The organism is Martelella mediterranea (genome assembly GCF_021021415.1).
Classification (GTDB): domain Bacteria; phylum Pseudomonadota; class Alphaproteobacteria; order Rhizobiales; family Rhizobiaceae; genus Martelella; species Martelella mediterranea_C.
This window is the reverse complement of the sequence record NZ_JAINWJ010000047.1, coordinates 22,057-46,151: the sequence shown is the minus strand read 5'-3', so window position 1 is coordinate 46,151 and position 24,095 is coordinate 22,057. Positions and strand designations below refer to the sequence as shown.

The 24,095-nt window shown below is 61.2% G+C and carries 17 protein-coding genes and 1 pseudogene; 6 read left to right on the top strand and 12 right to left on the bottom strand.

Annotated elements, in window-relative coordinates:
• Positions 1-698: 698 nt before the first annotated feature.
• Complete coding sequence (locus K7H91_RS20765) at positions 699-5,252, top strand: autotransporter outer membrane beta-barrel domain-containing protein (protein ID WP_230722116.1); 4,554 nt, start codon at positions 699-701, stop codon at positions 5,250-5,252.
• Between the two features lie 291 nt (positions 5,253-5,543).
• On the opposite strand, the gene K7H91_RS20760 is transcribed toward K7H91_RS20765, so the two are convergent.
• The gene (locus tag K7H91_RS20760; protein ID WP_230722115.1) at positions 5,544-7,037 is read right to left on the bottom strand and encodes a hypothetical protein; all 1,494 of its coding nucleotides are present in this window, start codon (positions 7,035-7,037) and stop codon (positions 5,544-5,546) included.
• A 621-nt stretch (positions 7,038-7,658) separates the two neighbouring features.
• Here K7H91_RS20760 and K7H91_RS20755 point away from each other — a divergent pair.
• The 3 genes and pseudogenes from K7H91_RS20755 to K7H91_RS20745 form a co-directional block, all read left to right on the top strand.
• A pseudogene (locus tag K7H91_RS20755) lies at positions 7,659-7,815 on the top strand (IS6 family transposase); the annotation flags it as partial.
• A gap of 185 nt (positions 7,816-8,000) precedes the next feature.
• Positions 8,001-8,312 (top strand): SMC-Scp complex subunit ScpB, encoded by a 312-nt coding sequence (gene scpB, locus K7H91_RS20750; protein WP_419197506.1) that lies wholly within the window; start codon positions 8,001-8,003, stop codon positions 8,310-8,312.
• Between the two features lie 349 nt (positions 8,313-8,661).
• Positions 8,662-11,334 (top strand): DNA translocase FtsK, encoded by a 2,673-nt coding sequence (locus K7H91_RS20745; RefSeq protein WP_230722114.1) that lies wholly within the window; start codon positions 8,662-8,664, stop codon positions 11,332-11,334.
• A 166-nt stretch (positions 11,335-11,500) separates the two neighbouring features.
• Here the strand turns inward: K7H91_RS20745 and K7H91_RS20740 are convergent, their stop codons facing one another.
• Both K7H91_RS20740 and K7H91_RS20735 read right to left on the bottom strand, forming a co-directional pair.
• Positions 11,501-12,754 carry a class II D-tagatose-bisphosphate aldolase, non-catalytic subunit gene (locus tag K7H91_RS20740; RefSeq protein WP_230722113.1) on the bottom strand — a complete coding sequence of 418 codons (1,254 nt, stop codon included), beginning with the start codon at positions 12,752-12,754 and terminating at the stop codon, positions 11,501-11,503.
• The gene (locus K7H91_RS20735; protein WP_230722112.1) at positions 12,751-13,710 is read right to left on the bottom strand and encodes a carbohydrate kinase family protein; all 960 of its coding nucleotides are present in this window, start codon (positions 13,708-13,710) and stop codon (positions 12,751-12,753) included. Before K7H91_RS20735 ends, K7H91_RS20740 begins: the two co-directional genes overlap by 4 nt.
• A 70-nt stretch (positions 13,711-13,780) precedes the next feature.
• Between K7H91_RS20735 and K7H91_RS20730 the strand changes: the two genes are divergently transcribed.
• Both K7H91_RS20730 and K7H91_RS20725 read left to right on the top strand, forming a co-directional pair.
• Entirely contained in the window at positions 13,781-14,824 is a 1,044-nt protein-coding gene (locus tag K7H91_RS20730) for a LacI family DNA-binding transcriptional regulator (protein WP_230722111.1), read from the top strand.
• Between the two features lie 86 nt (positions 14,825-14,910).
• Positions 14,911-15,090, top strand: a complete 180-nt coding sequence (locus K7H91_RS20725) for a hypothetical protein (RefSeq protein WP_230722110.1) — start codon at positions 14,911-14,913, stop codon at positions 15,088-15,090.
• A gap of 10 nt (positions 15,091-15,100) precedes the next feature.
• Here K7H91_RS20725 and K7H91_RS20720 read toward each other — a convergent pair whose 3' ends face one another.
• The 9 genes from K7H91_RS20720 to K7H91_RS20680 all read right to left on the bottom strand — a co-directional run bounded on the left by K7H91_RS20720 (position 15,101) and on the right by K7H91_RS20680 (position 24,091).
• On the bottom strand, positions 15,101-16,108 hold the full coding sequence (locus K7H91_RS20720; RefSeq protein ID WP_230722109.1) for a TRAP transporter substrate-binding protein: 1,008 nt from the start codon (positions 16,106-16,108) through the stop codon (positions 15,101-15,103).
• A gap of 14 nt (positions 16,109-16,122) precedes the next feature.
• On the bottom strand, positions 16,123-17,388 hold the full coding sequence (locus K7H91_RS20715; protein WP_230722108.1) for a TRAP transporter large permease: 1,266 nt from the start codon (positions 17,386-17,388) through the stop codon (positions 16,123-16,125).
• A complete protein-coding gene (locus tag K7H91_RS20710) occupies positions 17,385-17,918 on the bottom strand; it encodes a TRAP transporter small permease (protein WP_230722107.1) in 534 nt (177 codons plus the stop codon). Before K7H91_RS20710 ends, K7H91_RS20715 begins: the two co-directional genes overlap by 4 nt.
• Positions 17,915-18,835 (bottom strand): 5-formyl-3-hydroxy-2-methylpyridine 4-carboxylate 5-dehydrogenase, encoded by a 921-nt coding sequence (fhmpcd1, locus tag K7H91_RS20705; RefSeq protein WP_230722106.1) that lies wholly within the window; start codon positions 18,833-18,835, stop codon positions 17,915-17,917. Before fhmpcd1 ends, K7H91_RS20710 begins: the two co-directional genes overlap by 4 nt.
• Positions 18,836-19,317: 482 nt before the next feature.
• A complete protein-coding gene (locus tag K7H91_RS20700) occupies positions 19,318-20,931 on the bottom strand; it encodes a GMC family oxidoreductase (protein ID WP_230722105.1) in 1,614 nt (537 codons plus the stop codon).
• Positions 20,932-21,040: 109 nt separating this feature from the next.
• Positions 21,041-21,775, bottom strand: a complete 735-nt coding sequence (locus tag K7H91_RS20695; protein WP_230722104.1) for a class II aldolase/adducin family protein — start codon at positions 21,773-21,775, stop codon at positions 21,041-21,043.
• Positions 21,776-21,845: 70 nt separating this feature from the next.
• Entirely contained in the window at positions 21,846-22,301 is a 456-nt protein-coding gene (locus K7H91_RS20690; RefSeq protein ID WP_230722103.1) for a YbhB/YbcL family Raf kinase inhibitor-like protein, read from the bottom strand.
• Positions 22,302-22,327: 26 nt separating this feature from the next.
• Positions 22,328-22,918: an amino acid synthesis family protein gene (locus K7H91_RS20685; protein ID WP_230722102.1), complete on the bottom strand. Its 591-nt coding sequence runs from the start codon at positions 22,916-22,918 to the stop codon at positions 22,328-22,330.
• Positions 22,919-22,951: 33 nt separating this feature from the next.
• Positions 22,952-24,091 carry an FAD-dependent oxidoreductase gene (locus K7H91_RS20680; RefSeq protein WP_230722101.1) on the bottom strand — a complete coding sequence of 380 codons (1,140 nt, stop codon included), beginning with the start codon at positions 24,089-24,091 and terminating at the stop codon, positions 22,952-22,954.
• Positions 24,092-24,095: the final 4 nt, after the last annotated feature.

Sequence of the window (24,095 nt, the reverse complement as noted above, 5' to 3'; positions counted from 1 at the left end):
ATATCAAACAGTATATTATGGGGACGGCGCAGAGATTCCGGGAAATCCTGGATAAATTCTGAAATTGCATGCCATAGTTTTTTTCGGACGACCGACGTGCAGACTGGCCAGCCGCGGCCTGCAGGGAGCGCAACCGTCCCCGGACTCGCTTTTCCGCCGGCTGCGAGACGCCAGAAGCCATGGCGGTCAAAAATGAAACGACATTCTTAAATGGCGCCACCCACTGACACAGGCAGACACCTCCTGACGTTCCCCGCTCCGCCAAGGGCGACGCTGTTGCGCTATAGGCTGTGTTTTTTGTGATCCACCTTCGAAAACTCACAGCCCGCGATTCCCGCAGGAGGGCCCTGCTTCTTTGGAGAGGGGCTCTGGATCGAGCGCCCTTCAAGCCCCGGCAATCGCCAAGCCAAAGCTTTCAGTCATCCAAGCTTTGCGACACGCGCTGGACAAGCCGCCGGAAACTGACGTTTAAAGTCCACCACGAAGCAATATTTATTAGTAAAAACAAGAATTATATTAACATTCTAAATTATTAATATCTAAATTTCTTAAGTATAATAACTAAATATAAAGTATAGTTAAATGCTTGTTAACCAAAAAAGGAGATTGTTGAAATATAAATCCGATAAACATTCAGGAGAAACGGAATGTTGACCTATAATAGAAACCTAATCCTCCTTGGACGAAGGCACGTTTCGATGGCATCGTCCGTTTCCGCCCGGGCGATCATCGCTGCCGCGCTTGCGGCCGGCCTTCCCGCCGGTGCGGCCTATGCTGACAATGAGTGCGGGACAGGCCCGACGGTGAGTTGCAATAGCGGACCTTATGCGTCGGGCATTACTTATACAGGCGTCACCAATCTGGAGCTTTCCGTTACCGACAACACCAGCGTGACGGACGGCGTAAACATCACGCCTAGCAATTCGGGAAGCGGTGCGATCGATGTGAAGGTCGATACGGGGACAGGGACGATAACGTCCAAGCCCAGCACTTTGCTTATTGACAACAAATACCACGCCGCGATCGCCGTTGATCTTACGGGCCAGGCCTATGAGGGCAAAGTCAGCGCCAGTCTGGACAGTGGGACGCTCAAGGCAAATGGCGCTTTGACCGGCGGCGTTTTCATTGGCTCCCAGGACGGCGCTCCCACAGCAGATTACGAATTCGACATGTCGGGAGGGACAATCGACATCAACGGCGATATGTCATTTGGCGCATTCCTGTTCAACGAGGGCAGCGGCTCCTCAACAATCAAGATGACGGGTGGCACGATCACCGGCAATGCCGGCATCGGCGTTTCGCAACAAACCGGCCTTTGGGCGAATTCGTTTCACGATGCCGCCGCCATCACAGCATCGGGCGGCTCGATTACAATGAATGCGGATAACTCCGCCGCGGTCTTTGCCATTTCCGGCGGATCACACGATGCCACGGTCACCGTGTCCGACATGTCAATCTCGACCACCGGGGACGCCTCTGCCACTGGTGCTGACGGAAGTGATGGCACCGGATCGGCCGTAGTTGCCATGAATGACGGCAGCGGGAATGCCTCTGTCACGATGCAATCCGGGAACGTTACAACTTCAGGCGACTACGCCAACGCACTTCAGTCGATCATATTTCCTGTCGACAACACCGTGACCAGCACATCGACCGTAAACCTGCAAGGTGGAACGGTTACGACTACAGGGGCGTCAGCCGCGGGCGTTTTCGCCTATGGTAACTCCGCAGGGCAGGCCTATGCCGACATCGACGGTGGCACCGTAACAACCGAAGGAGACGGAAGCCACGCTGTTATGGCGAAAATGGGAGGATCTGACCAGGCACATATCGATATGAGCGCGGGAACGGTAACAACAAAAGGCGACAACGCCTACGGCCTCTATGCTCAGATCAGGGCTGCCGACAATGCCAACAAGGCAAACATCTACCTTCACGGCGGATCGGTGACGACTGGAGATTCAGGAGATCCGACCAAGGGAACAGGTTCTCACGCCGTCTACGCCACCACCAATGCCGTGGGGAGTCAAGCTTATGCTTTTGTCAGCAAGGAGAATATACCGCTAACCATTAATACCTATGGTGCAAACGCATATGGCATTTACGCAGAAGCCGCCCTATCCGGGGCAACTGCCTTCGCCGGGTTCCAGGGCGGTACGATCGCAACCGAAGGCGCCGGTTCCATCGGCATGGCGGCAACGGCAGTTGATAGCGACGTGACCGCCAAATACTACCAGGGTACCTTGACAACCCTTGGCGACGGCGCACATGGCGTTTACGCCACGACTGGCGGCGCAGGCAATATCAGCATGCTGCTTCAGAATAACGGGGCGGCGAGCGGACAGGAGCTTTCGACCTCGGGAGACGGCGCTCATGGCGGCTATGCCTATTCCAATGGCTCTGGCTCCATTGACCTGTCGGTTAACGCCGGCACGTTCAAAACAAGCGGCGCTGGCTCCTACGGCGCAGCCGCCCTGCTCGACAATGCGAGCAATACGTCGGATATCACAGTCACGGCGAGTGCGGACGTCACCACCACCGGTGATGCTTCTCACGCCATCTACGCGCAAAACGATGGCAAAGGCGATGTAACAGCAACCTTCTCCGGTGAAGAGGTGAACGGGAGCAATATCACCACTTCGGGCCAGGGCGCGCACGGTGTTTACCTTGTGGCTTCACAGGGCGGCTCCGCAACCTTCAAAGGCGATGTTGCGACCTTGCAAACCAGCGGCGACAATTCGCACGGCATTTACGTGACCAATCAGGACGCGGCAAATGCCGGCAACGCCGAGATCACCTATCAGAGCGGCCATCTTACCGTGTCCGGCGACAATTCCTATGGCCTTTATGCCGAAGCGCTTGGGTCTGGCACTGCGAGCGTGACGACGAGCAACAATGCTTTCGCCAACACGATCAACGTCTCCGGTTCCGATGCCTTCGGCGTCAGCGCCTACAGCCAGGGGGGCGAGACCAAGGTTTCACTTGATGCCGTGAAGATCACCGCGACGGGCAACGCCAAGGCGGCGGTCGGCTTTGCCGAGCGCTGGAGCGCCGGTCAGGCGGCGACCCAGGCCACGATCACCTTCGGCGGCGGTCTGGTCATCGATGCTTCCGCTGCCGCCGGCCAGCATGCCTTCTACAATGCCGACGATCAGGCCGGCACCAATATGAACCTCACCACCTGGGGCAACGTCACCGGCTCGGCAAATATGGGCGGCGGCAACTCCACCTTCACGCTGGCGGGCGGTTCCTGGACGGGCGACATTTACGGCGATTTCGATCCGGCGGAAGCGCCGGCCGCCAACCAGGGCGCCGACAACTTCATCTGGTCCGGCGGCACGCTCAACAGCGGGTTCTACGGCCAGGGCGGCAATGATACGGCCACGATCTATGTGCCGGGTTCCGCCAATTTCGCCGCGGCCATTCTGGATGGCGGCGAGGATGGCGGCGCTCCGGAAAGTCAGATCAAAACCGATGTCGACCAGGTCACCTTCGCCGCCAATAACGACAGCGTTGCCGGTCGCAACATCAACAATTGGGAGAAATTCACCGTCAACGAGAATGTCGCGATCAAGTTCATCGATGACGGCATGACGCTCGACGGCTATGACGGCGGCAACGCCAACGGCAAGGGCGACCTCTACATGCTTGCCGGTTCGAGTGTGATGGGCGGCACCCGCACCGGGCAGAGCTTCACCCTCAACGGCAACCTCTCGAACAAGGGCCTGTTGACGATGCAGGATGGCGCCTATGGCGGCAATTTCATCGTCGAGGGCGATTACACCAGCGATGGCGGCAGGCTTGGCCTGGACGTCGACTTCGGCGATCTGAAGGCGGACGTGCTGACCGTCGGGAAGGATCTCGGCGGCGTCACGCAGCTCGAGATCGCCGATATCGGTGCGAACGCCAGTCCCGGCGCGATCCTGATCGTCGACACGACCACGGGGACCGGTATCGACAAGAACGAGTTCACGCTCGACAAGAAGCAGATGACGGCATCGGGCATCTATGCCTATGGGCTGGTCTACAGCCTCGAGGGCGACCCCGGCAACGGCTATCCGCCCGGCGTCTACCTTTCGGCGACCGGCGCTCCGGGACCGACGCCTCCGGGGCCGACACCACCGGGACCGAATCCCCGGCTCCAGCCCTTCGTGCCGCTTTACGAAGGCTATCAGTCGGCGCTGCTGGACATGAACACACTGCCGACCATGCGCCAGCGCGTCGGCAAACGGGCCTGGCTCGGCAGAGAAGTGATTGTTCCGCCGCCGGCGCCGGTGCTGACGCCCAAGGACCCCGGCTACTATTCGCAGGCGAGCGTCTCCGTTGACGGCGACGGCACGCCCAACTTGGATCAGAACGAAAGCGAGACCACCTTCACGATCCCGCTCCAGCAGTCCGCGCCGGCTCTGGAAAACGTCTGGGGACGCATCAGCGGCGACTTCTCGCACCTCGATCCCACAAGTTCCACGACCGGCTACAAGTACGATCTCTCCACCTTCGAGATGCAGGCCGGCGTGGACGGGCTGTTCTATGATGACGGGCCGGGCGCTCTGGTCGGCGGGCTGACGGTGCATTACCGCACGGGTGAGGCCAAGTTCGACTCCGTCCATGGCGACAGCAAGGTCCATCCGGATGGCTACGGCTTCGGCGGCACGCTGACATGGTATGGCGACAATGGCTTCTACACCGACGGCCAGGTCCAGGCGACCTGGTACACAAGCGAGCTCAAGGCGGACGACCTCTACAAGGGGGTCGAGAATTCCGACGCCTTCGGTTACGCGGTGTCGGTGGAAGCCGGTCAGCAGTTCCTGCTGGACAGCAAAGATCTGATCCTGACGCCGCAGGGCCAGCTCGCCTGGTCGTCGGTCGACATCGACAGCTTCACCGGCGCCTATAACGACGATGCGACCTTCGACAATGGCGACAGCCTGAAGGCGCGCCTCGGCCTGGCGGTGGAAAAGGAGTTCATATCGACGGATGCGAATGGCCTCGCCCGTCGCGGCAATGTCTACGGCATCGCCAATATCTACCATGAGTTCATGGGCGAGACGAAAGCGGTGATCGAGCAGTCCTTCACGGCATCGTCCGAACTTGACCCCTGGACCGGCGAGATCGGGTTCGGCGGAACCTATGACTGGACCGACACCAACAACGTCAACTACGGCGTCTACGGCGAAGTCACCGCCGCCACCGGCCTCAGCGGCGGCTCCTACTCCTACGGCGGCAATCTCGGCTTCCGCGTGAAGTGGTAGGCCTGATATCAACCAGGAAAGGCGAGGCATAGGCTCCGGCCCAGATAGTCGCAAAACCCGTCGATTTTCTCGACGGGTTTTGTGTTTGTATGATGAGACGTTTGAGCAGTATTCAGACGAAGACAGGAATATCTGTCCCATTTTAGCGGAACACGTCACCGCGACATCGTCGACAATGTGCCGCTCGACAACGCTCGCGGACCATCTCACGTCTTGTCGTGTGCGAAGACTCGATTGCTGCCATCCTGCCTGCACCCGCTGCGGCGCAGGCAGGAAAAGCGAAATGCCGGCTCAAGACCCTGGATAGCCCTCATATTGCCTGTTGAACGGGGTCATGGTTCCGTCCTTCGGGAATTGCGAGACCACACAAAGCAGGTCGCCGGCGGCCAATTTCATGTCTCTGACATAGGGGGCGGTAAATGTTTTCCCATCGGACGTCGGTGATGCCGCTGGCACCGGGTAAAGGACCATCAGCGCCCCATCGCTTAATCTCCAGGCCTTGATGACCTGCCCGGTGTCCGGCGCCACCCCCGAAACCTGATCCGTTTCGACACTGGTGATCCTCAACGGGCCGGTTTGAAACTGGCCGATCACCTTGACATAGGCATCGGATGCAGTGCTGTCCTTATCCTTGGACGTAACAGCCTGAACCGTCATGCCCTGGGTCAAGGTGTAATCGAGCGTGTAGGCCCAACTGCCGTTGGACTTGGCCTGTGTTTGAACATTCGTGAGCTGATCACCCTCACTGGAGGTGACAATTATGGTCACGTAATAGTTGTACCCGGTAACGCCCGATACATTATTTTGATCCGCGTTATCAATTTCCGGCGGGACCGGGCGATCAGTGGTTGGCGGCGGCGGTGGCGGCGTGGGCTGGCTGGAAGCAAGAGTACTCGTAACAAGGTTACTGTGGCCGTATGGCGTCCACACAGCCCGAAAACCTGTTGAATCCCCACAGAGGGCCGGTGAGTCGTTCCTTGTCTTCATCCCCGATGCGGTTCCTGCCGCCGGCGTCCAAGTCGGGCTATCGGCATCGGCAAGAGTCGATGTCATCAAGTTCCCACTAGGATAGTCCGCCCACATCAGCAACAGTTTTTGGCCGTCGCTTGCCAGTGCGGGCCCGTAATAATTCTGCGCGCCGGGCACCGAACCCGCATTGACCCATTCACTATTGGCATATCGCAACGGAACAAGTCCCGGGGCGGAGAGAGTGGCAATGGCGCCATAAAGCGTATTGTCGAATACGCCCAGAGCCGGCCTGTCCCGAAGCGAATAACTGGTCTTCCGCGGCTTATACCAGTTTTTCCCATCGAACCAGGAATAGCTTAGCGTGTTATCTGTGTATGAATTCCACGCCACATAAAGCTTGCCGTTCCAGCTTGCGGCTGCCGGGCCATAGTACGTATCGGTTCCCGAGAGATGATATCCTGGACCAGTCGTCCACCCGAATCCATCATGAGTTGCATAATTGATACGTCCCCCTCCTATGGCGCTCCAAAATAGGTAAAGCTTGCCGTCATATACCGTGATCGCAGGTGACGCGTTGGTCGAGACGTCATACCCGATTTCCATACCCCAGCCGCTACCGTTGTCAGTGTTATACCAGACATAACCGTCTGAGCTTGCCCGCCAGACGGCCCAGTCGGTGCCGTTAAAGCGGGCGCAACTTGGTGAGAAAGGTGTCCCCATCTCCGTGACCGTGGTGACTGGAGTCCAGTTCGGGGCAGAGACATCGGCGCCGCGGCCAACCGCGCCATGAACTTTATCATCATTACTTTTATTCATTTCACCAATCCTTCAAATTTTACTTATCAATCTACGTGTTATAGATGTGTTAAAAATAACATTGTTTTGAAAATCATGTCTATATTACATATGAAGTATTCTTACATCAATGTAAACTACTTCTGAGGCCTATTGTTATTTATTGTGCTGGGAAATTGCTGTCGGCGAACGCCCGCTGAGAGCACAACTCGAAAAGAACTGAGCAGTTTTAGTGTTTTGTGATTTAGCTTTAGACCGCTCGCCATGCGCATCGCAGGATGACGCCATCCTGCCTGCACCCGTTGCGGCGCAGGCAGGAAAAGCGAAATGCCGGCTCAAGCCCCTGGATAGCCCTCATATTGCCTGTTGAACGGGGTCATGGTTCCGTCCTTCGGGAATTGCGAGACCACACAAAGCTGGTCGCCGGCGGCCAATTTCATGTCTCTGACATAGGGGGCGGTAAATGTTTTCCCATCGGACGTCGGTGATGCCGCTGGCACCGGGTAAAGTACCATCAGTGCTCCATCGCTTTGTCTCCAGGCCTTGATGACCTGCCCGGTGTCGGGCGCCACCCCCGAAACCTTATCCGTTTCGACACTGGTGACCCTTGCCTGCGTTTTAGGTTAGGCGCAAATTTCGACGATTCAGACAGCCGATATCAGTTTCAAGCGTCATCGTTTTCCGCCACAGATCGTTGCTCACGCGGTTTGCTTACCTTTGGTTCAATCTGAGCCTGCGTGAAGTTGAGGAAATGCTACTCGAGCGTGGGATCGACGTTTCCTATGAGACGGTCCGCCGCTGAATCGCCTGGCCGCGTCGTTTCCCGACGATCTGCGCTGGTATCTCGACGGTGCCGGACACCACCTGCTTGAACCGGTCCTTCTTGCGCTAGACTTCACGGCCTTTCTTCAGATGATCGAGCCAAAGTTTGCAGCATCGACCTGCTGATCGACGATCTTCAGCAGGAGCTCGCCGGCCGGCCCTATGGTGCTGATGGCCGTCGCCTACTTCCAGCCCATCACCCGCGCCGAACTGTCAAAGATCTTTGGCAAAGAGGTCAGCCGCGACACCATCGCGTCCCTCCGCAGCGCTGCCCTCATCGCTTCCCGCCGCCGCAGTCCGACGCCCGGCGCGCCGTATACCTATGTAACAACCAGACATTTCCTCGCGGCGTTCGGGATGGAGACGCTGCGCGATTTGCTGGATATCGAGGCGCTCGAGGATGCGGGACTGCTCAGCAGGGCCGCAGCCCAGGTGGAGGCGATCCAGGCGGAGGCGGAAAGCGAGGAGGAATAAGAGCATTGCCACGGGCTTGGGGAAACCGGCGGTCATGCCTCTGCATGGGCTCCGGCTTTTCTCAGTCCGATCGTGTGCAGGTCGCGCCGTCTTCTCTGCGATCCACGATATGCAGCCCACGACTTGCCGCCGTTTCCGGCAAGGTCTTTGTGATGGCTTCGCCTTGGTCTTCGCCACATCGCGCGTGAAGATCGACGGAAGCTCGGCAAGTCCGTCAGCTTTCAGCAAAAGATCGGTGGAAACACCGGCCGAGTTTACGATGCCAAATGTCGCCGGAGGAAACGACTGGTTAAGGTTTCTTTTCTATCAATCTGGCTGAGTGACAGCTCTCAGATTGGTCTTCATCAGCATGCCCTTTTCGCGTTATCCAAGCCTTCAATCGAAACCCGCCGGATCGCTGCGGACGGACGGTGATCAGACAAAAGGTGACGACCGGATCACGGAACCGTCGCGGCGCAATCCGGATGCGGCGATCCTCGATCCCGACCGGCTTCCGACCTGGCAGCGCCCCTTCGTGCTGGGACCGAATGTGCGGTTCACCCGCACGCCGCACAGGAAACACCCCGAATCGCCGGCGTCGGCCGCAAAGCCGGAGGCGCTTGACGACCTGCCGCCGCAATCGCCCGCCGCAGCGCTACAGAATCGCATTGCCGAAGAGCTGCCGGCGGAACGGGGGGAGGGCACCTTACAACATCCGGCGGCAGAGCCGTTCCAGGACGAACCGCCGGTGCTGGTGGATTTCCTGTTCCACCCGCTCGGCGCGCAGCAGCATGACGCAGCGCAGCCGGCCTTTCTCGAGCCCGAAACTGATCCAGAGCCCGTCACGCAAACGACGACGCAACAGACTTCAACAAACAATGACAAAAGCCAAGTGAACATTCCGCAAGTCCCCGCGATCTCTGAAATGCATGATGCCCCAAACGCAGCAACGGCGGATGAAACCCGCCAGGCACAGGCCGGGGCAGGGGCGCTCGCCTTCATTCCGGACGGGCTCGCCTTCGAGATGATGGAACTCGGGCTGTTCGACGATGCAACGCCGGCGCCCAAGGCCGCGACGTCCGCGGAAGACGACAGTGACGATGAGGCGAGCGCCTGCGAAGACCTCATGCCTTGCACCTCCGCCTCCGACGCGGTGGAAACCGCCGCCGATGAGCCGACGGCGAGCGCGGAGGAGGGGGCCTCGGCGGTTGCGCTTTACCGGCAGGTACTGCTCTACAGCCCGACCCGGCGCGCGGCAGACGATTACATTGAGGCAGAGCCCGCTCAGGCGCAGGAAACCCCTCTCGACGCGAGCGATGCCATTGATGACAACAACCTCACGGACGAACGTGACGAGGCCTTCGCCGAGATAGACGAAGATGCGTGGGAAGACGAAGCGGAAGCCGACATTGCCGATTTCGGCGACGCGCAACCACACCAACCCGTACCGGCGGAGAACGATGCGTCGGACAATGTCGCCGGGCCCCTGAACGTTCTGGCGAAGCACGAACAGACCGATTTCCTGTTCCCTTCGATCGAGCTCTTACAAGCGCCGCTTGCAGACGAGACCAGCGATCTGAGCCAGGAAGTGCTGGAACAGAGCGCTGGCCTGCTGGAAAGCATTCTGGAGGATTTTGGCGTCAAGGGCGAGATCATCGATGTCCGCCCCGGCCCAGTCGTCACGCTTTACGAATTCGAGCCGGCGCCGGGCGTCAAGTCATCGCGGGTGATCAACCTCTCGGACGACATCGCTCGCTCCATGTCGGCGCTTTCGGCGCGCGTCGCGGTCATCCCCGGCCGCAATGTGATCGGCATCGAGCTTCCGAACGAGGAGCGCGAGACGGTCTATCTGAGAGAGCTTCTCGAAAACCGCCTCTACATGACGACGGATTTCCGCCTGCCGCTTTGCCTCGGCAAGAATATCGGCGGCGAGCCGGTGGTCGCGGAACTGGCGAAAATGCCGCATCTTCTCGTGGCCGGCACCACCGGTTCGGGCAAGTCGGTCGCCATCAACACCATGATCCTGTCGCTGCTCTATCACCTCCGTCCGGAAGAATGCCGGCTGATCATGGTCGATCCGAAAATGCTGGAACTGTCCGTCTATGACGGTATTCCGCATCTGCTCACCCCGGTCGTGACCGATCCGAAGAAGGCGGTTCTGGCGCTGAAATGGGCCGTGCGCGAGATGGAGGATCGCTACCGCAAGATGTCGCGGCTCGGCGTGCGCAATATCGACGGTTTCAACAAGCGCGTCGCCGAGGCGCGCACGACCGGCGAGACCATCATGGTGTCGGTGCCTACCGGTTTTGACCGCACCACCGGCGAGCAGATTTTCGAGGAACAGGAACTCGATCTCTCCGCATTGCCCTATATCGTCGTCATCGTCGATGAGATGGCCGATCTGATGATGGTCGCCGGCAAGGAGATCGAGGGCACGATCCAGCGTCTGGCGCAGATGGCGCGCGCCGCCGGCATCCACCTGATCATGGCGACGCAACGACCCTCGGTCGATGTCATCACCGGCACGATCAAGGCCAATTTCCCGACGCGCATCTCCTTCCAGGTGACCTCGAAGATCGACAGCCGCACGATCCTTGGCGAGCAGGGCGCGGAATATCTGCTGGGGCAGGGGGACATGCTGCACATGAAGGGCGGCGGACGGATCGCCCGCGTCCACGGTCCGTTCGTTTCCGACCACGAGGTCGAAAAGGTCGTCGCCCATCTGAAAACACAAGGCACGCCCACCTATCTCGGCAGCGTCGTGGTTGACGAGGAAGAGGAAGACGAGGGCGACGAGGATACCGCCGTCTTCGACGCCACCGATATGGGCAGCGAGGACGACGATGCCGACGATCTCTTCGCCAAGGCGGTGAAGATCGTGCAGCGCGACAAGAAGTGCTCGACTTCCTATATCCAGCGCCGCCTGTCGATCGGCTACAACCGCGCCGCCTCGCTGGTGGAGCGCATGGAGAAGGAAGGGCTTGTCGGCCCCGCCAACCATGTCGGCAAGCGCGAGATCCTCGATAGCGCCGCGCCGGGCTGATCCATGGAATCGGCGTTGGGCTGATATCGCAAACGCTACGGTATGTGGAAATCGATATGTGATGAAGGGGACCGGTATCCCCTTTTTCATTGCCCTGAAGTGGTTTCACGCCTACGTTCCGCAAAGAAGTCCGGCCATTCGGTTTATCCGAAGAGCGGATGCGGCCTTAATTCGTGTAGCCGCAGGCGGCGAAATAGCGCCGGACGCTGGTTTGCACATGATGGTGGAGAATCTCGGTGGCGTCCGTGGGGATATGGCCAAAGGGGAAGCCGTTGAAATATTGGGATACCAACGTTTCCGTCAGCCCGGCCTTGGAGAGGTTGCTGAACAGGCGCGAGAGGGCGGCGATGACCGCGCTATCGCCCCAATAGTAGCGGATGCGGTCGCTGTAGCTGAAGTTTCGCAGCCGCCTCATCTCGACCTCGCTGCCCTTGTAATAGTCCTGCCAGTGGCCGGGTTCGGCAGACATCCGCTCCTCGATTATCTCCCTGATCCGGCTTGGCGATGGCGGATCGATGAGCTCTTCGATCCCGGCCAGCGCGAAGATCGCCTCACGGAAACGGAAGGTAAGTTCCGGGCCCACTTTCAGAAAGAAGAAATGCTGTTCGACGAGCTGGGCCAGCGCCTCGTCCGGTTGATAGTCGGTCGAATGCGCCTCGAAGGTCAGGCCGGGAAAATCGAGGATAGCGGCACTGAGGTCCTTGGAGGCGAGCGGGTCGAAGCGATAGAGCGCGCTATGCCCGAAATCGACGCCCGGCTGGGTCACCACAGAAGCAATGCGCGACCATGCCGACTGCAGCCCCCGCGCCTTAAAGGCGACCCGATGGGTTTCGATGGTTTTTTCAAGCCGCGCGACCGACGTCACGTCGAGTGCGTCCGGCTCGGTCGTTTCGCCGCCCGGCACGGGAACCTCCGTGCCGATCACATAGATCAGTTCGGAAGGGTCGGCGGCGGCGTCTTCGGCGACGGCGCAAAGATCGGCGGCGCGTTCCGCGACAAGCTCGAAGCTCGGATGGGCCTCGCCGCCGAGCGCCATGCTGGCGTCGAGATGGATTTTGCGAAATCCGCTCGCGACATAGTCGCGCACCAGATCGCGCGCCTTGGCCATGGCGTTTTCCGGGCTTTGCCGGCGCCAGGGATTGGGTCCGAGATGATCGCCACCGATGAGCAGGTCGTCACGATCGGCGCCGGCGCTATCGGCAAGCGCGTGTAGCCAGCCGATGAAATCGGCGGGCGTCATGCCGGTATATCCGCCGTCCTGATTGACCTGATTGCAGGTCGCCTCGATTACGGTCGGAAACCGCGTTTCGGCAGTTACGGAAAGGATCGCCTTCAGGACAAGTTCGTTGGCGGTGCAGAAGCTCGGCAGGCCGGTCGGCTCGCCGCCGCGATTGGTTTCGATCAGTGCTTGAAGGTTCATGTCTTCCGGTCCTTTTCGCTCTCTGCGTTCAGAAAGGCGCAAATTTCCTGCGGCGTGGAATTGCCTTCCATCGGTCCCCTGCGCGTGACCGCGATCGCCCCGGCTGCATTGGCCATCCGACCCGCTTCTTCCAGCGGCCGGCCCTGAAGCAGCAACGCCATCAGCGTGCCGCAGAAACCGTCTCCGGCTCCGGTGGGGTCGACCTCCTCGACCGCGTGCGGGGCGTAGAGGTGGCGCTCGCCGCGATCGACCAGCAACGCGCCCTCCGCGCCCTTCTTGACGGCCACGATTTCCGCCTGCATCGCCAGCAGCCTGTCGATCGCCGCCTCCGTGGAAAGACCAGGAAACAGGAAATCGAGGTCGCTGACGCTCGGCATCAGGAAATGGCTGCGGGCAAGAAGGTTCTCAAGCGCCTCGCGGCTTTCGCGATCGCGCATCAGTTCGGGTCTTGCATTGGGGTCGAGCGAGAGCCTGCCGCCGCGGGCGAGCACCGATTCCGTCGCCTGCATGATCGCCCTGCGTAGCGGGGCCGAGCCCAGCGAGGAGGCGGAAACGTGCAGGACGATCTCGCCTTTGGGCAGCATGGCTTCGTCGAAGCGGCTCGCATCCGCGGCCGTTCCGGCCAGATGGAATATGAAAGTTCGCGTTCCATCATCATAGTAGGAGACGAAGGCGGTTCCGGTCGTCAGCGTTTCGCTTTCGCCGATGTGACGAGTGTCGACGCCGTCCGCCTCAAGCCGCGCCTTCAGGTTGCGGCCGAACCCGTCGCGGCCGACCGCGCCGATCATGCGGGTCGGCGCGCCCATGCGGGCGGCCTGATCGAGAAAGATTGCCGGCGCGCCGCTTGGAAACGGGCCGTCGAAGGCGGTGACCCTTTCGAGACCGCACCCCTTCTCACGCGATACGAACTCGACCAGCAATTCGCCGATCGTCAGCAGGGTCGGAATTGTGTTCACGTCGATCTCCTGTAAGGATACAGCGTGTTCTAACGTTAAACTTTACGCGCGTCAATTTTAGGGTGACTGCTTGTCGAAGAAGCGCCGGATCAAAACCATGGAAGAGCTGGCCAGGACCATCGAGGTATCCAGACCGACCTTGTCGCGCTTTTTCCGCGACCCTGAAAGCGTGCGCGCCGGCACGGCCGCGAAAATCCGCGCGCGGCTTGCGGATGTCGATTATGTGCCGAATTTCTTTGCAACCCGGATGAACCGGCAGTCCACGGGGCTGATCGGGGTCGTCATTCCGCATTACAACGATCTTTTCTACACCAGTCTGCTGCAGGCGATCGAAGACTCAGCGCTTGCGGGTGGCGGGACCGTCATCACCCAATGTTCGCATGGTTCGCCCGAACGGGAAGCGCGCGCGATCGACCGACTGCTGTCGATGAATGTCGATGGCGCGCTCGTGGCGCCGCTGGGCGGGGAGGCGTCCGCGACCGCCATCACGCGGCTTGCCGAAATGCTGCCGACGATCATGCTCGATGCTCGCCTCGGCGGCGATGCCCCGGCGCTGGATTTCGTGGGCACCGACAATTTCGCGACGGTGGATCTGATGGTTGACTACCTCTGCCGCACCGGGGAGCCGCCGGTGTTTTTCGCCATGCCACAATTGAACTCCAACAGTGCGGAGCGGGAGGCGGCCTTTCGCGCAGCCATGGAAAGGCGCGGGCTGAAGGCTGCCAGTGTCCCTGTCCCTTCGGAGAAGTCCGCCCGCTTTGGATGGGATTTCGAAGCTTATGCCTTTGATGCCATGAGCGACCATTTTGCCAGCGGGCGATATCGAACGGCAACGATCCTGTGCGCCAATGACCGGCTCGCCTTTGGCGCCTCGCGCGCGGCCCATCTTTTCGGCCTGTGGGATCAGCGCGGCGGTGAACGATTGCGCATCGCCGGCCATGACGACCATCCGCTGAGCCAGTACATTTCGCCGCCGCTGACCACGGTCGCGCAGAATGTCGAAGGCATTGCGGAGCGGGCGATCGCGCTGCTTGAACGCCGGACCGGCGACCCGCAATCGGCTTTCGAGGCAAGCGTCCTTCCGGGAACCCTGAAGGTCCGTCAGTCGGCGTAAAGTGATTTATTTACGCGTGTAAAGATTAATGTAGGGTTGAAGGCGAAAGCACCGTCACAGGCGCCGGCGTAGCACGAGGAGAAAGCATGAACCGTCTACAGGGCAAAACCGCCTTCATTACCGGCGCTGCGCGACGGCGCAAGCTGGGCCTCGATATAGGTATCGAAGACGGGACCTCGAAAATGACGCCTGATCGTGCAGGCGCGCAACAAAAAGCCCCGAGCACGGCTTGCATGCTCGGGGCGCGGAAACGGTCGGTTCCTTGAGGCAGGCGTTTTACTGGGCCTTGGATGCCTCGACCAGGGCGTGGAGCCGCTCATATTCGGCCTTCACTTCCGGCTGGCCTTCCAGCAGTTCGGATGCAAGCGCGGCGAAGCCCTCTTCCATCTGCGCTTGCTCTTCCGGGGGAAGCTGGGTGATCACGCCGCCGTTTTCGGTCCAGGTGGCATAGGAGCGGTCGACATTCTCGACGCCCCAGGGGTAGACCGCTTCTTCGGCGGCGCGGCCGGCAGCGATGATGGCGGCCTTGGTGTCTTCGCTCTGCATCTGGAACCAGTCCTCGTTCACCACGGTGACGGAGACCACTTCGGCGAAATGCAGGTCGAGGATATATTTGCCGACGTCATAATATTTGAACGCAGTGAGGATCGGCACGCCGACCAGCATGCCGTCAAGGCCGCCGGACTGGAGCTGCGGGATCACCTCGGACAGCGCCAGCGGCAGCGGGATCGCGCCGAGCTGTTCCATCGGCTTGATCTGCAGCGGCGAGGCGAAGGTGCGGATTTTGAGACCCTTGACGTCCTCCAGCGTCTTGGCGTCTTCCATGGTGAACAGCACGGTCGGCGAGTTGTAGATCGCGCCGATCACGCGCAGCCCCTTTTCCAGGAACATGGTTTCCAGGTGATCGCGGTATTCCGGGTCGTGAAGCGCCGCATGCACATCTTCCGGCGAGGTGAACAGGCCCGGCACGTCGAAGGCCTGGAAGCGCGGATCAACGTTGGACATGAACGAGGTCGGCGTGGTGAAGGCCTCGATCGTGCCCAGAAGCACGCCTTCCGACATGCGCGGGATCGCGCCGAGCTGGGAGGCCGGGTAAATCTCGGTCGTCACGGCGCCCGGCGCGCGCTCGGCGAGCTCGTCGGCGAAGACCTTGATCCATTCATGCTGCACGTCGTTGATGGTCGCGGTCGCGAGCTTCATCGTAGTTTGGGCCTGGGCGATGAGGAAGGTGCTCACCGTCAGAGCGGTGGCAAAGGCTGCCGTTTTGAGAAGATTGGAGATCATGGAAAGCGTCCTTTTCAGTGGGCGAGGGTCAGGGATAGAGCGGGAACATAGGTGATCGCGATGAGCGCGATGATGAGCACCGCCACGAAGGGGGCAACGCCCCGGTAGAGCGTGTGCGCGGGCAGGCCGGTCACCTGTTGCGCCACGAAGATGTTCAGCCCGAAGGGCGGCGTGAACATGCCGATCGCAAGATTGACGGTCATGATGATGCCGAAATGGATCGGGTCGATGCCGAGCGACATCGCGATCGGCGCCAGAAGCGGCGCGAAGACGAGGATCGCGGAGGTCGGATCGAGGAAGGCGCCGATGGCCAGGAGCAGCAGGTTGATCGCCAAGAGGAAGGCGAAGGCGGAGAGCTCCATCGCGTTGATCCAGGCGATGATGGCCTGCGGGACGCCCTGTGTCGTCACGATCCAGGTGATGACGCTTGCAGCGGCGACGAGGATCAGGATCTGGCCCGAGAGCATGGCCGCGCTGCCGGCCGCGTTGACGATGTCGCGCAGGGTCATGGTGCGGTAGACGAAGAGCCCGATCACGATCGCATAGAAACAGGCAAAGCCGCCCGCCTCGGAGGGGGAAAATACGCCGAGATAGATGCCCCCGAGGACGAAAACCGGCATCAGGATCGCCCAGAACGCATCCTTTGTGGCCTTGGCGGCGGCCTTGAAGGAGAAGGCGTGATCCGAAGGGATGCCGCGGCGCATCGAATCCGCGACCACGAACAGCGAAAGAAGCGCCGCCATGAGGATCGCCGGCAGGATCCCGGCGATGAACAGCCGGGGAATGGATTGCTCGGCTGCCATGCCATAGAGGATCATGGCGATGCTGGGCGGGATGACGATGTCGATCGCCCCGGACGAGGCCAGAAGGCCGCCCGCGTGGCGTTGCCCGTAGCCCGCCGCAATCAGTTTCGGATAGAGCGTCTGGCCGAGCGCGGCGACGGCGGCGACCGACGACCCGGAGATCGCGCCGAGCGCCGTGGAGGCCGCGACGGTGGAGACCCCGAGACTGCCCGGAACCCGTCCCACCATGGCCATGGCCCAGGCGATCAGCCGGTTGGCGATGCCGCTGGAGCTCATGAGCTGGCCCGCGAAGACGAAGAACGGGATGGCCAGGAGGGCGAAATTGTCCAGCCCGCCGAACATCACCTGCTGCAGCGCCACGGGCGGTATGTTCAGGAAGAACAGCATGGCGACGGCGACCACCGTCAGGAAGACGAGGAAGATCGGCGTGCCGATGGCGACCAGCAGAATGGGCAGGACGATATAGGCGAAGATCATGGGCGGCTCTCCGAAGCCGGGGCTTTTCGCAGCAGGGCCATGATGTCGAAGACGAGCTTGACGGCGCCTGCCACGGTCAGCCCCGCGAAACCGAAGAGCAGGGCTGCATGCGGTATCGTCATCGGGATGCCGAGCCCCATGCTGCTTACGCCGATGCGGTTGATTTTCACAATGAAGAGCCAGGACGCATGGGTCGCGAAGGCGCAGGCGAAGATGGCGATGAGATCATGCAGGATATACCAGAGATACCGGGCGCGCCCGGGGGTATAGAGCGGCACCAGATCCACGCTGATATGGCTGCGGGCGAAGAATGACAGGACCGCCGCAATCATCGTGATCCAGATGATCAGATAGATCATCAGCTCGTCGGCGCCGACGGGAGAGATGCCGAAGAGATAGCGACTGCCGGCGTTGAGCACATTGATAGCGACCACGACGAGCAGCACAATGCCGAGGCCGGTGTGGAGCGCGCGGGTGACAAAATTGCCCGCGCCCTTCGGTTTTTCGGCGGCCTTGCCTTCCTCGCTCATGAGCGCTCCTCCAGGATACGGCGGATCGCGACCAGTTTTTGGGCGCGGCTCTTCTGCAGTTCGGCGATCTTCTCGGGCGTATAATCATAGATGCCGCTGCCCGATTTCAGGCCCAGCGTGCCGGCCTCGATCTTCTCCTTGACCAGTTCCGGCACGTCCTTACGGTCGGCGAGGTCGGCGTTGAGGAAGCTCGAAACGGAGTTGTAGATGTCGAGCCCGGCCATATCCAGAAGCGCCATCGGGCCGATTACCGCAAGCTTGTAGCCGATCCCCCAGGATACGCAGGTGTCGATATCCTCTGGGTCGACCACGTCCTGCTCGACCAGATCGATCACTTCGCGCAGAAGCGCGTAAAGCACGCGGTTTTCGACGAAGCCCGGCACATCCTTCTTGACGGTGACGGGCAGGAGGCCGAGCGAGCGGATCAGCGTCTTGATCGCCTCGCTCGTCTCCGGCGCGGTCTGCGCGCCGGCAATCACCTCGATCATCGGAATGATGTGCGGCGGGTTCGACCAGTGCATGCCGACCATGCGGGCGGGGTTGGAGATGTGTTCCTGAAGGCTGGTGATCGGAATGCCCGACGTGTCGGAAGCGACGATGACGTCAGGGCCGATCAGGGCATCAATCTGGCGATAGACGCCGGCCTTGATATCAGCCTTTTCCGGAACATTCTCGATCACGAGGTCGGCATCCGCGACCGCCTCGGCGAGGTCGCTCGTCAGCTTGATGGGGTTATCCGCCGTTCCCTCAATGCCGAGCGTATCGAGCACGGCATTGGCCGTCGCGATCATGGCCGAGGCGCGTTCCAGTGCTGCCGGCGCGATGTCATAGGCCGTGACCGCGATGCCGCCGCGCGCCAGCCGCGCCGCCATGCCCGGCCCCATGGTTCCCAACCCGATGATTGCAATTTTCTTCATGGTTTTCTCTTTCCTGGTTGAGTGGTCAGGGCCGGGGTGCCCGGCCTTGGTGGCTGCAGACGGAATCGTCTCGGCAAGACGGGTATTCTGCGGGCGGAGCGACGAGCACGACAGCAGCGATAGTGTTGAAAATGGTGGACATGCGGCCCAGCGCGTGCGGCAACATCAGGCAGAAACCGACAGCAATGCGTGAGGCCCGGGCGCATTTGGGCGCCTTGAAGCCGCTAGACCACATATTGGCCCCGTCGAGACTGGCCGCGGTGATCGAGGTCAGCGCCACCGGTGGGGTCAGCATCGACATCACCCCAAGAGAGGGGCTGGAGGGAGGAGCATGTCCCGGGCCGGAGCCGCAGGCTTGGCCGAGCTCTCCATAAGCAGCACGCCGGCTGCGAAAGTTCTGAATTTCATTTTTGTTCACCTCTGTGTTTTGCTACCGGACCGGCGTTTTCGCTTCTTGTCCCTTGGTCGTTGGTTCTAGTGGATCATGTCTGGCTGGCCTTGATGAGGTCTGCCGCCTTCTCGGCGATCATGATGACGGCGGCGTTGATGTTGCCGCAGGGCAGATCCGGCATTACCGAGGCATCGACGACGCGCAGCCCGGCAACGCCGCGAACCTTCAGTTCCGGGTCAACGACGGAGGCTTCGTCCGCGCCCATGCGGCAGGTGCCGGCCGGGTGGTGCACGGTGATGGAGGTCTTGCGGATATGCTCGTCGATCTCCTCGTCGCTCTGGCATTTGGCGCCGGGGAAGAACTCGGTCTCGATAAAATTGGCCATGGCCGGCTGGGCGGCGAGCGTGCGTCCGACGCGGAAGCCTGCGCGCAGCGACTTCCAGTCGTTCTCGGCGGCCAGGAAATTCTGGTGAATGAGCGGGGCTGCGAAGGGATCGGCGGAGGCGAGCTTGACCGAGCCCCGGCTTTCCGGCTGCACCGCGACGATGCGGGTGGCAAAGCCATCGCGAAACGGCTGCTTGAACGGCTTGAACCACGGCCATGCCGCAAGCGGGGCGGCGGTGAAGAGGAGCTGGATATCGGGCAGAGGGCGGGTTTCATCGCTCTTCAGGAAAGCCACCACGCCGCCGGGCACGTCGCCGGAAAAGCCCTTGCCCGTCAGATAGGTCCTGGCGAAATCGATCGCGATCCTGTCGGCACGCATCTTGTGCAGGAAGGGGCCGGGCGTCTTGCGGTGATGCATGATCAGGACCGAAACGTGATCCTGAAGGTTCTTGCCGACGGCGGGAAGATTGACCCGGGTCTCGATCCCCTGCGCCTGCAGCTCGTCGCCCGCGCCGAGGCCCGAGAGCATCATCAGTTGCGGTGTGTTGATGACGCCACCCGAAAGCAGCACTTCGCGCTTTGCGATGACGCGGCGCTCATTGCCATTGTGGTCGAAGACGAGGCCGGTGGCGCGGCTGCCCTCGAAGGTGATGTGTTTCGCCATGGCATGGGTCAGAACGGTGAGGTTCTTCCGTTTCATGGCGGGCCGCAGATAGGCGTTGGCGGTGGAGGCGCGGCGACCCTTGTCGATGGTCATCTGCAGACGGCTGAACCCCTCCTGGGTCTCGCCGTTGTAATCCTCGATCTGGGGATAACCCGCCGCGCGGCTGGCTTCGGCCACCGCATCCGTCAGCGGGTCCTGGTAGCGGCAGCGCTGCGTCGAGACCGGGCCGGAGCCGCCGCGAAACGCCGTTTCCCCGCCTTCCCAGCTTTCCGTCTTCTTGAAATAGGGCAGGGTCTTTTCATAGGACCATTCCGAAAGTCCCGAAGCCGCCCAGCGGTCGTAATCGCCGCGATTGCCGCGGACATAGGCCATGGCATTGGTGGACGACGAGCCGCCGATCACCTTGCCGCGGGCGCATTCCACGGCACGGCCGCCGACATTGTCCTCCGGCTCGCAGAAATACATCCAGTCGTGACGCCGCTCGGTGAGGATCTTACCCCAGCCGAGCGGAATATGGATCATCGGATCGCGGTCCCAGCCGCCGGCTTCGAGCAGCAGGACGGTAACGGAGGGGTCTTCGGTCAGTCGATTGGCCAGCACGCAGCCCGCGGAGCCGGCTCCGACGATGACGTAGTCATAGGTTTCAGCGTGCGACATGGCGTTCTTCCTTGCGATCGGCGCGACCGGTCCGATCCGTCTTGCGTATGTTGAGGAGCGGGAGGCGCAGGGACTTCAGGCCCTTGATTGCGCCTTCCGTGGGCGTGTCTTAGTCGAGGTCTTCGGCAAGGCCCTTGTGGCGGACAGCCGCCGACCAGTGATCCCAGCCGCGATTGATCTGCGCGCCGACCAGATTGCCGGCGGCCTCGAGCTCGCCATCGGTCATGAACTTGATCTTCCCGATCTGGAGGCCGAGCGTATAGGCCTTGGCTTCCTGTTCCATATAGAAGGCGCGGAAGGTCGTCTGCCGGATCGAGTTGCCGACGTTCACGACGCCGTGGCGGGCCATGATCACGGCAGCCGACTGGCCGAGGCTTTCGGCGATTTCGGCGCAGACTTCGGGGCTGCCGCCGAACAGATCGGTGTTCTCGCCCTGCTTGTCGCGGATTTCATAAACCGGCACGGATTCGCCGAGGAAGGCGCCCATATGGGTGACCGGCCGCAGCGGGGTGTCGATGAAGCAGAAGGGCAGAACGGCGGGCGAATGCGTGTGAAGAACGCACATCACATCCGGCCGGGCCTTGTAGATCTCGCTGTGGATATAGCGCTCCAAATAGGAGGGGCGGTTGTCCGTCGTCTCGCCATCGAGCGTCAGGGTCTGGATATCGGAGGGCGTGATCGTATTGGGCGCGAGTTTCTGCGGCAGCAGGAACTGGTCCGGGTTTTCCGGGTCGCGGGCGCTGATATGGCCGAAGACATCCATGATGCCCTCGTTCACCAGAATGCGGGTGGCCATCACCAGCTCCTGGATCGCGGTTTCGCGCGCTGTTCTCGTATCAGACATTGTTCAGGTCTCCTCTGGAGGGGCGGCCCCGGCGTGACCCCGAAGGGAATCACGCCGGGAAAAACATCGGTTAGTTGGAGTAGAGACCGACGATCCGGTTCTGCTCAATGATATTGTCCGCATATTTGTCGAGAAACTCTTCGCGCGTCGGCGTGCCCTCGACATTGGTGTCCAGTGCGTAGACCCAGAAGTAATAATGATGGTCGCCATGGCCGGCCGGCGGCTGCGGTCCATAATACTGCATGTCTCCGGCGCCATTGGGGCCGACGCGGTACTTTTCCTGCGCGTCCGAAAGATCGGTGGCCTTGGGGTCGATGGCATAGACCGTCCAGTGGGTGAAGCCATGGGCCAGGGGCGCGTCCGGATCATGGCAGATCACGGCCAGCTCCTTGGTGCCTTCCGGCACGCCGCTGACCGTCAGTTTCGGCAGGGCGTTGCCCTTGTCGCCGGCATGCTTGTCGGCGAGGCGCGAAAGCGGCGCGAAATCGGAGGAGGTGATTTTCAGGTCTTTGATGTTCAGAGGCATGTCGTCTCCTTGGTGTTCGTTTTGTTTCAGGCCGTTGCCTTGAGGTCGGCAACGCTCATTCCGCCCACGCGCTGATGCACGCGGCCGCCGGTGGCCACCGCAACACATATCAGGATTTCGTCAGGACGCGGGCCGTCCGGCACGACGAAGGTGAAGGCGTCGTAATGGGACCGGATATAGAGCTCGTCCTTGTGGGCGAGCGGAATATCGATGGCGGTGCCGGCCGAAGCGACCTTGCTGGCGGAGGAAATCCATGCGGCCCCGCCGCCGATGGCTTCGCGCAGCGGATCGCCGAAGGTGGTGGTGACGCAGGCCACCACATGCTCCTGCTCGCCGGCAACGCCGGCGATGCCGCCCTTGCCGTAGCTTTCTGCCGGGCGGCCGCCCAGCAGGGCCACCGCGCGTTCGCCCAGCGCATAGCCGATGGCGGCCGAAGGCGCGGTCAGCGCGGAAAGGTCTGCCACGAACTTGCCCGCAAAGGGGTTCTTGATGATGACGCCTGCCGCCGCTTTGATCAGCGGGGCCGTTGCGCTGCCGCCATCATGCAGCACTTCCTGTGTCGCACCGTACCAGCCGCGGACCTCGTAGTCCTTTTCGACCTGGCTAGAGTAATTCATGAATGTCTCCTGTAGAGATGAAAGGGATAGTGCTTACTGCGGCCACGAATAGACGCGGTTGATCGGGTCGAAGCGGGCGGCGGTCAGCGCTTCCGGGGTGAAGCCGTTGCCATAGGACATGGTGCGGTTCGCGGCGTGATCGGCGGACAGCTTCTGGGTCAGGTCGGTGATCGGACGCACCGATTTTTCCCAGTCGGCGAGTGCTTCTTCGAGCGATGCGCCCTTCTCTACGTCCTGCGCGAGCGTGAAGGCGTTCACCATGCCGCAGCCGGCGCCCTGCGCCAACGCCGGGCACATGGCATGGGCGGCATCGCCGACGAGGGCGACCTTGCCGCGCGACCAGGTGTTGAGCTTGGTGGTCTGATAGGTGTCGTAGCGCGCGTCCTCGATCTTCGCGGCATCGACCAGGCAGGGCTCCAGGAAGGGGAACATTTCCATCCAGACCTCGAGGTCGAGCGGCACCTTGGAGCCGCGCGGATCGGCAGACGGCGCCATCAGGCCGAGATAGAGTTCCCTGTCGTTGCAGGGCGAATAGAGAATGCGCTGCACCCGCGGCCAGTGGTTCCACATGTCGATGGTGTTGTCCCATTCGCCATGGCCGAGCTTGTCCTTGTGGCGCGGTACGATGAGGCGGATGATGCCGTCGGTCGCGCCCCAGCGCTCCTGCTCGAAGCCGAGCGAATCGCGCACCTTGGAGCCGACGCCGTCAGCGCCGACGATCAGATCGCCTTCAACAACCTCGCCGGAGGCCAGTTTCAGCGTGCCGGAGGCCTCCGCGCCGACCGCCTCGGAATTGGTGCGGATTTCAACGCCGACTTCACGGGCGCGGTTGGCGAGCGCATCGTGCAGATGCGCGCGGGTCATGATGCGCCACGGCAGACCGTTGAATGTCTCCTTCGACACGGACTTGTTGTGCATCCAGGTCTCATAGGCCGGCGGCGTGAAGGAATCTTCCAGCACTTCATTCAGGCAGCCGATGCCTTCGAGCACCCGGAGGCCGTTGTGCCAGAGATAGATGCCCGCGCCAAAGGCGCGCAGTTCGGGGCTCTTTTCGTGCAGGACGACGTCCCAGCCGTTCTGGCGGAGCGCGATCGCGGCCGTGAGGCCGGAAAACCCGCCGCCCGCAACCTGCGCAACCCGTGTCTTGTCCGAGGTTTTGTTGATGCTGACCATTTCT

Bases quoted from the DNA above. Each gene is read 5' to 3' on its own strand.
- K7H91_RS20765 (WP_230722116.1), top strand. From the start codon at position 699: ATGGCATCGTCCGTTTCCGCCCGGGCGATCATCGCTGCCGCGCTTGCG.
- K7H91_RS20760 (WP_230722115.1), bottom strand. From the start codon at position 7,037: ATGAATAAAAGTAATGATGATAAAGTTCATGGCGCGGTTGGCCGCGGC.
- scpB (WP_419197506.1), top strand. From the start codon at position 8,001: ATGGTGCTGATGGCCGTCGCCTACTTCCAGCCCATCACCCGCGCCGAA.
- K7H91_RS20745 (WP_230722114.1), top strand. From the start codon at position 8,662: ATGCCCTTTTCGCGTTATCCAAGCCTTCAATCGAAACCCGCCGGATCG.
- K7H91_RS20740 (WP_230722113.1), bottom strand. From the start codon at position 12,754: ATGAACCTTCAAGCACTGATCGAAACCAATCGCGGCGGCGAGCCGACC.
- K7H91_RS20725 (WP_230722110.1), top strand. From the start codon at position 14,911: ATGAACCGTCTACAGGGCAAAACCGCCTTCATTACCGGCGCTGCGCGA.
- K7H91_RS20720 (WP_230722109.1), bottom strand. From the start codon at position 16,108: ATGATCTCCAATCTTCTCAAAACGGCAGCCTTTGCCACCGCTCTGACG.
- K7H91_RS20715 (WP_230722108.1), bottom strand. From the start codon at position 17,388: ATGATCTTCGCCTATATCGTCCTGCCCATTCTGCTGGTCGCCATCGGC.
- K7H91_RS20710 (WP_230722107.1), bottom strand. From the start codon at position 17,918: ATGAGCGAGGAAGGCAAGGCCGCCGAAAAACCGAAGGGCGCGGGCAAT.
- fhmpcd1 (WP_230722106.1), bottom strand. From the start codon at position 18,835: ATGAAGAAAATTGCAATCATCGGGTTGGGAACCATGGGGCCGGGCATG.
- K7H91_RS20700 (WP_230722105.1), bottom strand. From the start codon at position 20,931: ATGTCGCACGCTGAAACCTATGACTACGTCATCGTCGGAGCCGGCTCC.
- K7H91_RS20695 (WP_230722104.1), bottom strand. From the start codon at position 21,775: ATGTCTGATACGAGAACAGCGCGCGAAACCGCGATCCAGGAGCTGGTG.
- K7H91_RS20690 (WP_230722103.1), bottom strand. From the start codon at position 22,301: ATGCCTCTGAACATCAAAGACCTGAAAATCACCTCCTCCGATTTCGCG.
- K7H91_RS20685 (WP_230722102.1), bottom strand. From the start codon at position 22,918: ATGAATTACTCTAGCCAGGTCGAAAAGGACTACGAGGTCCGCGGCTGG.
- K7H91_RS20680 (WP_230722101.1), bottom strand. From the start codon at position 24,091: ATGGTCAGCATCAACAAAACCTCGGACAAGACACGGGTTGCGCAGGTT.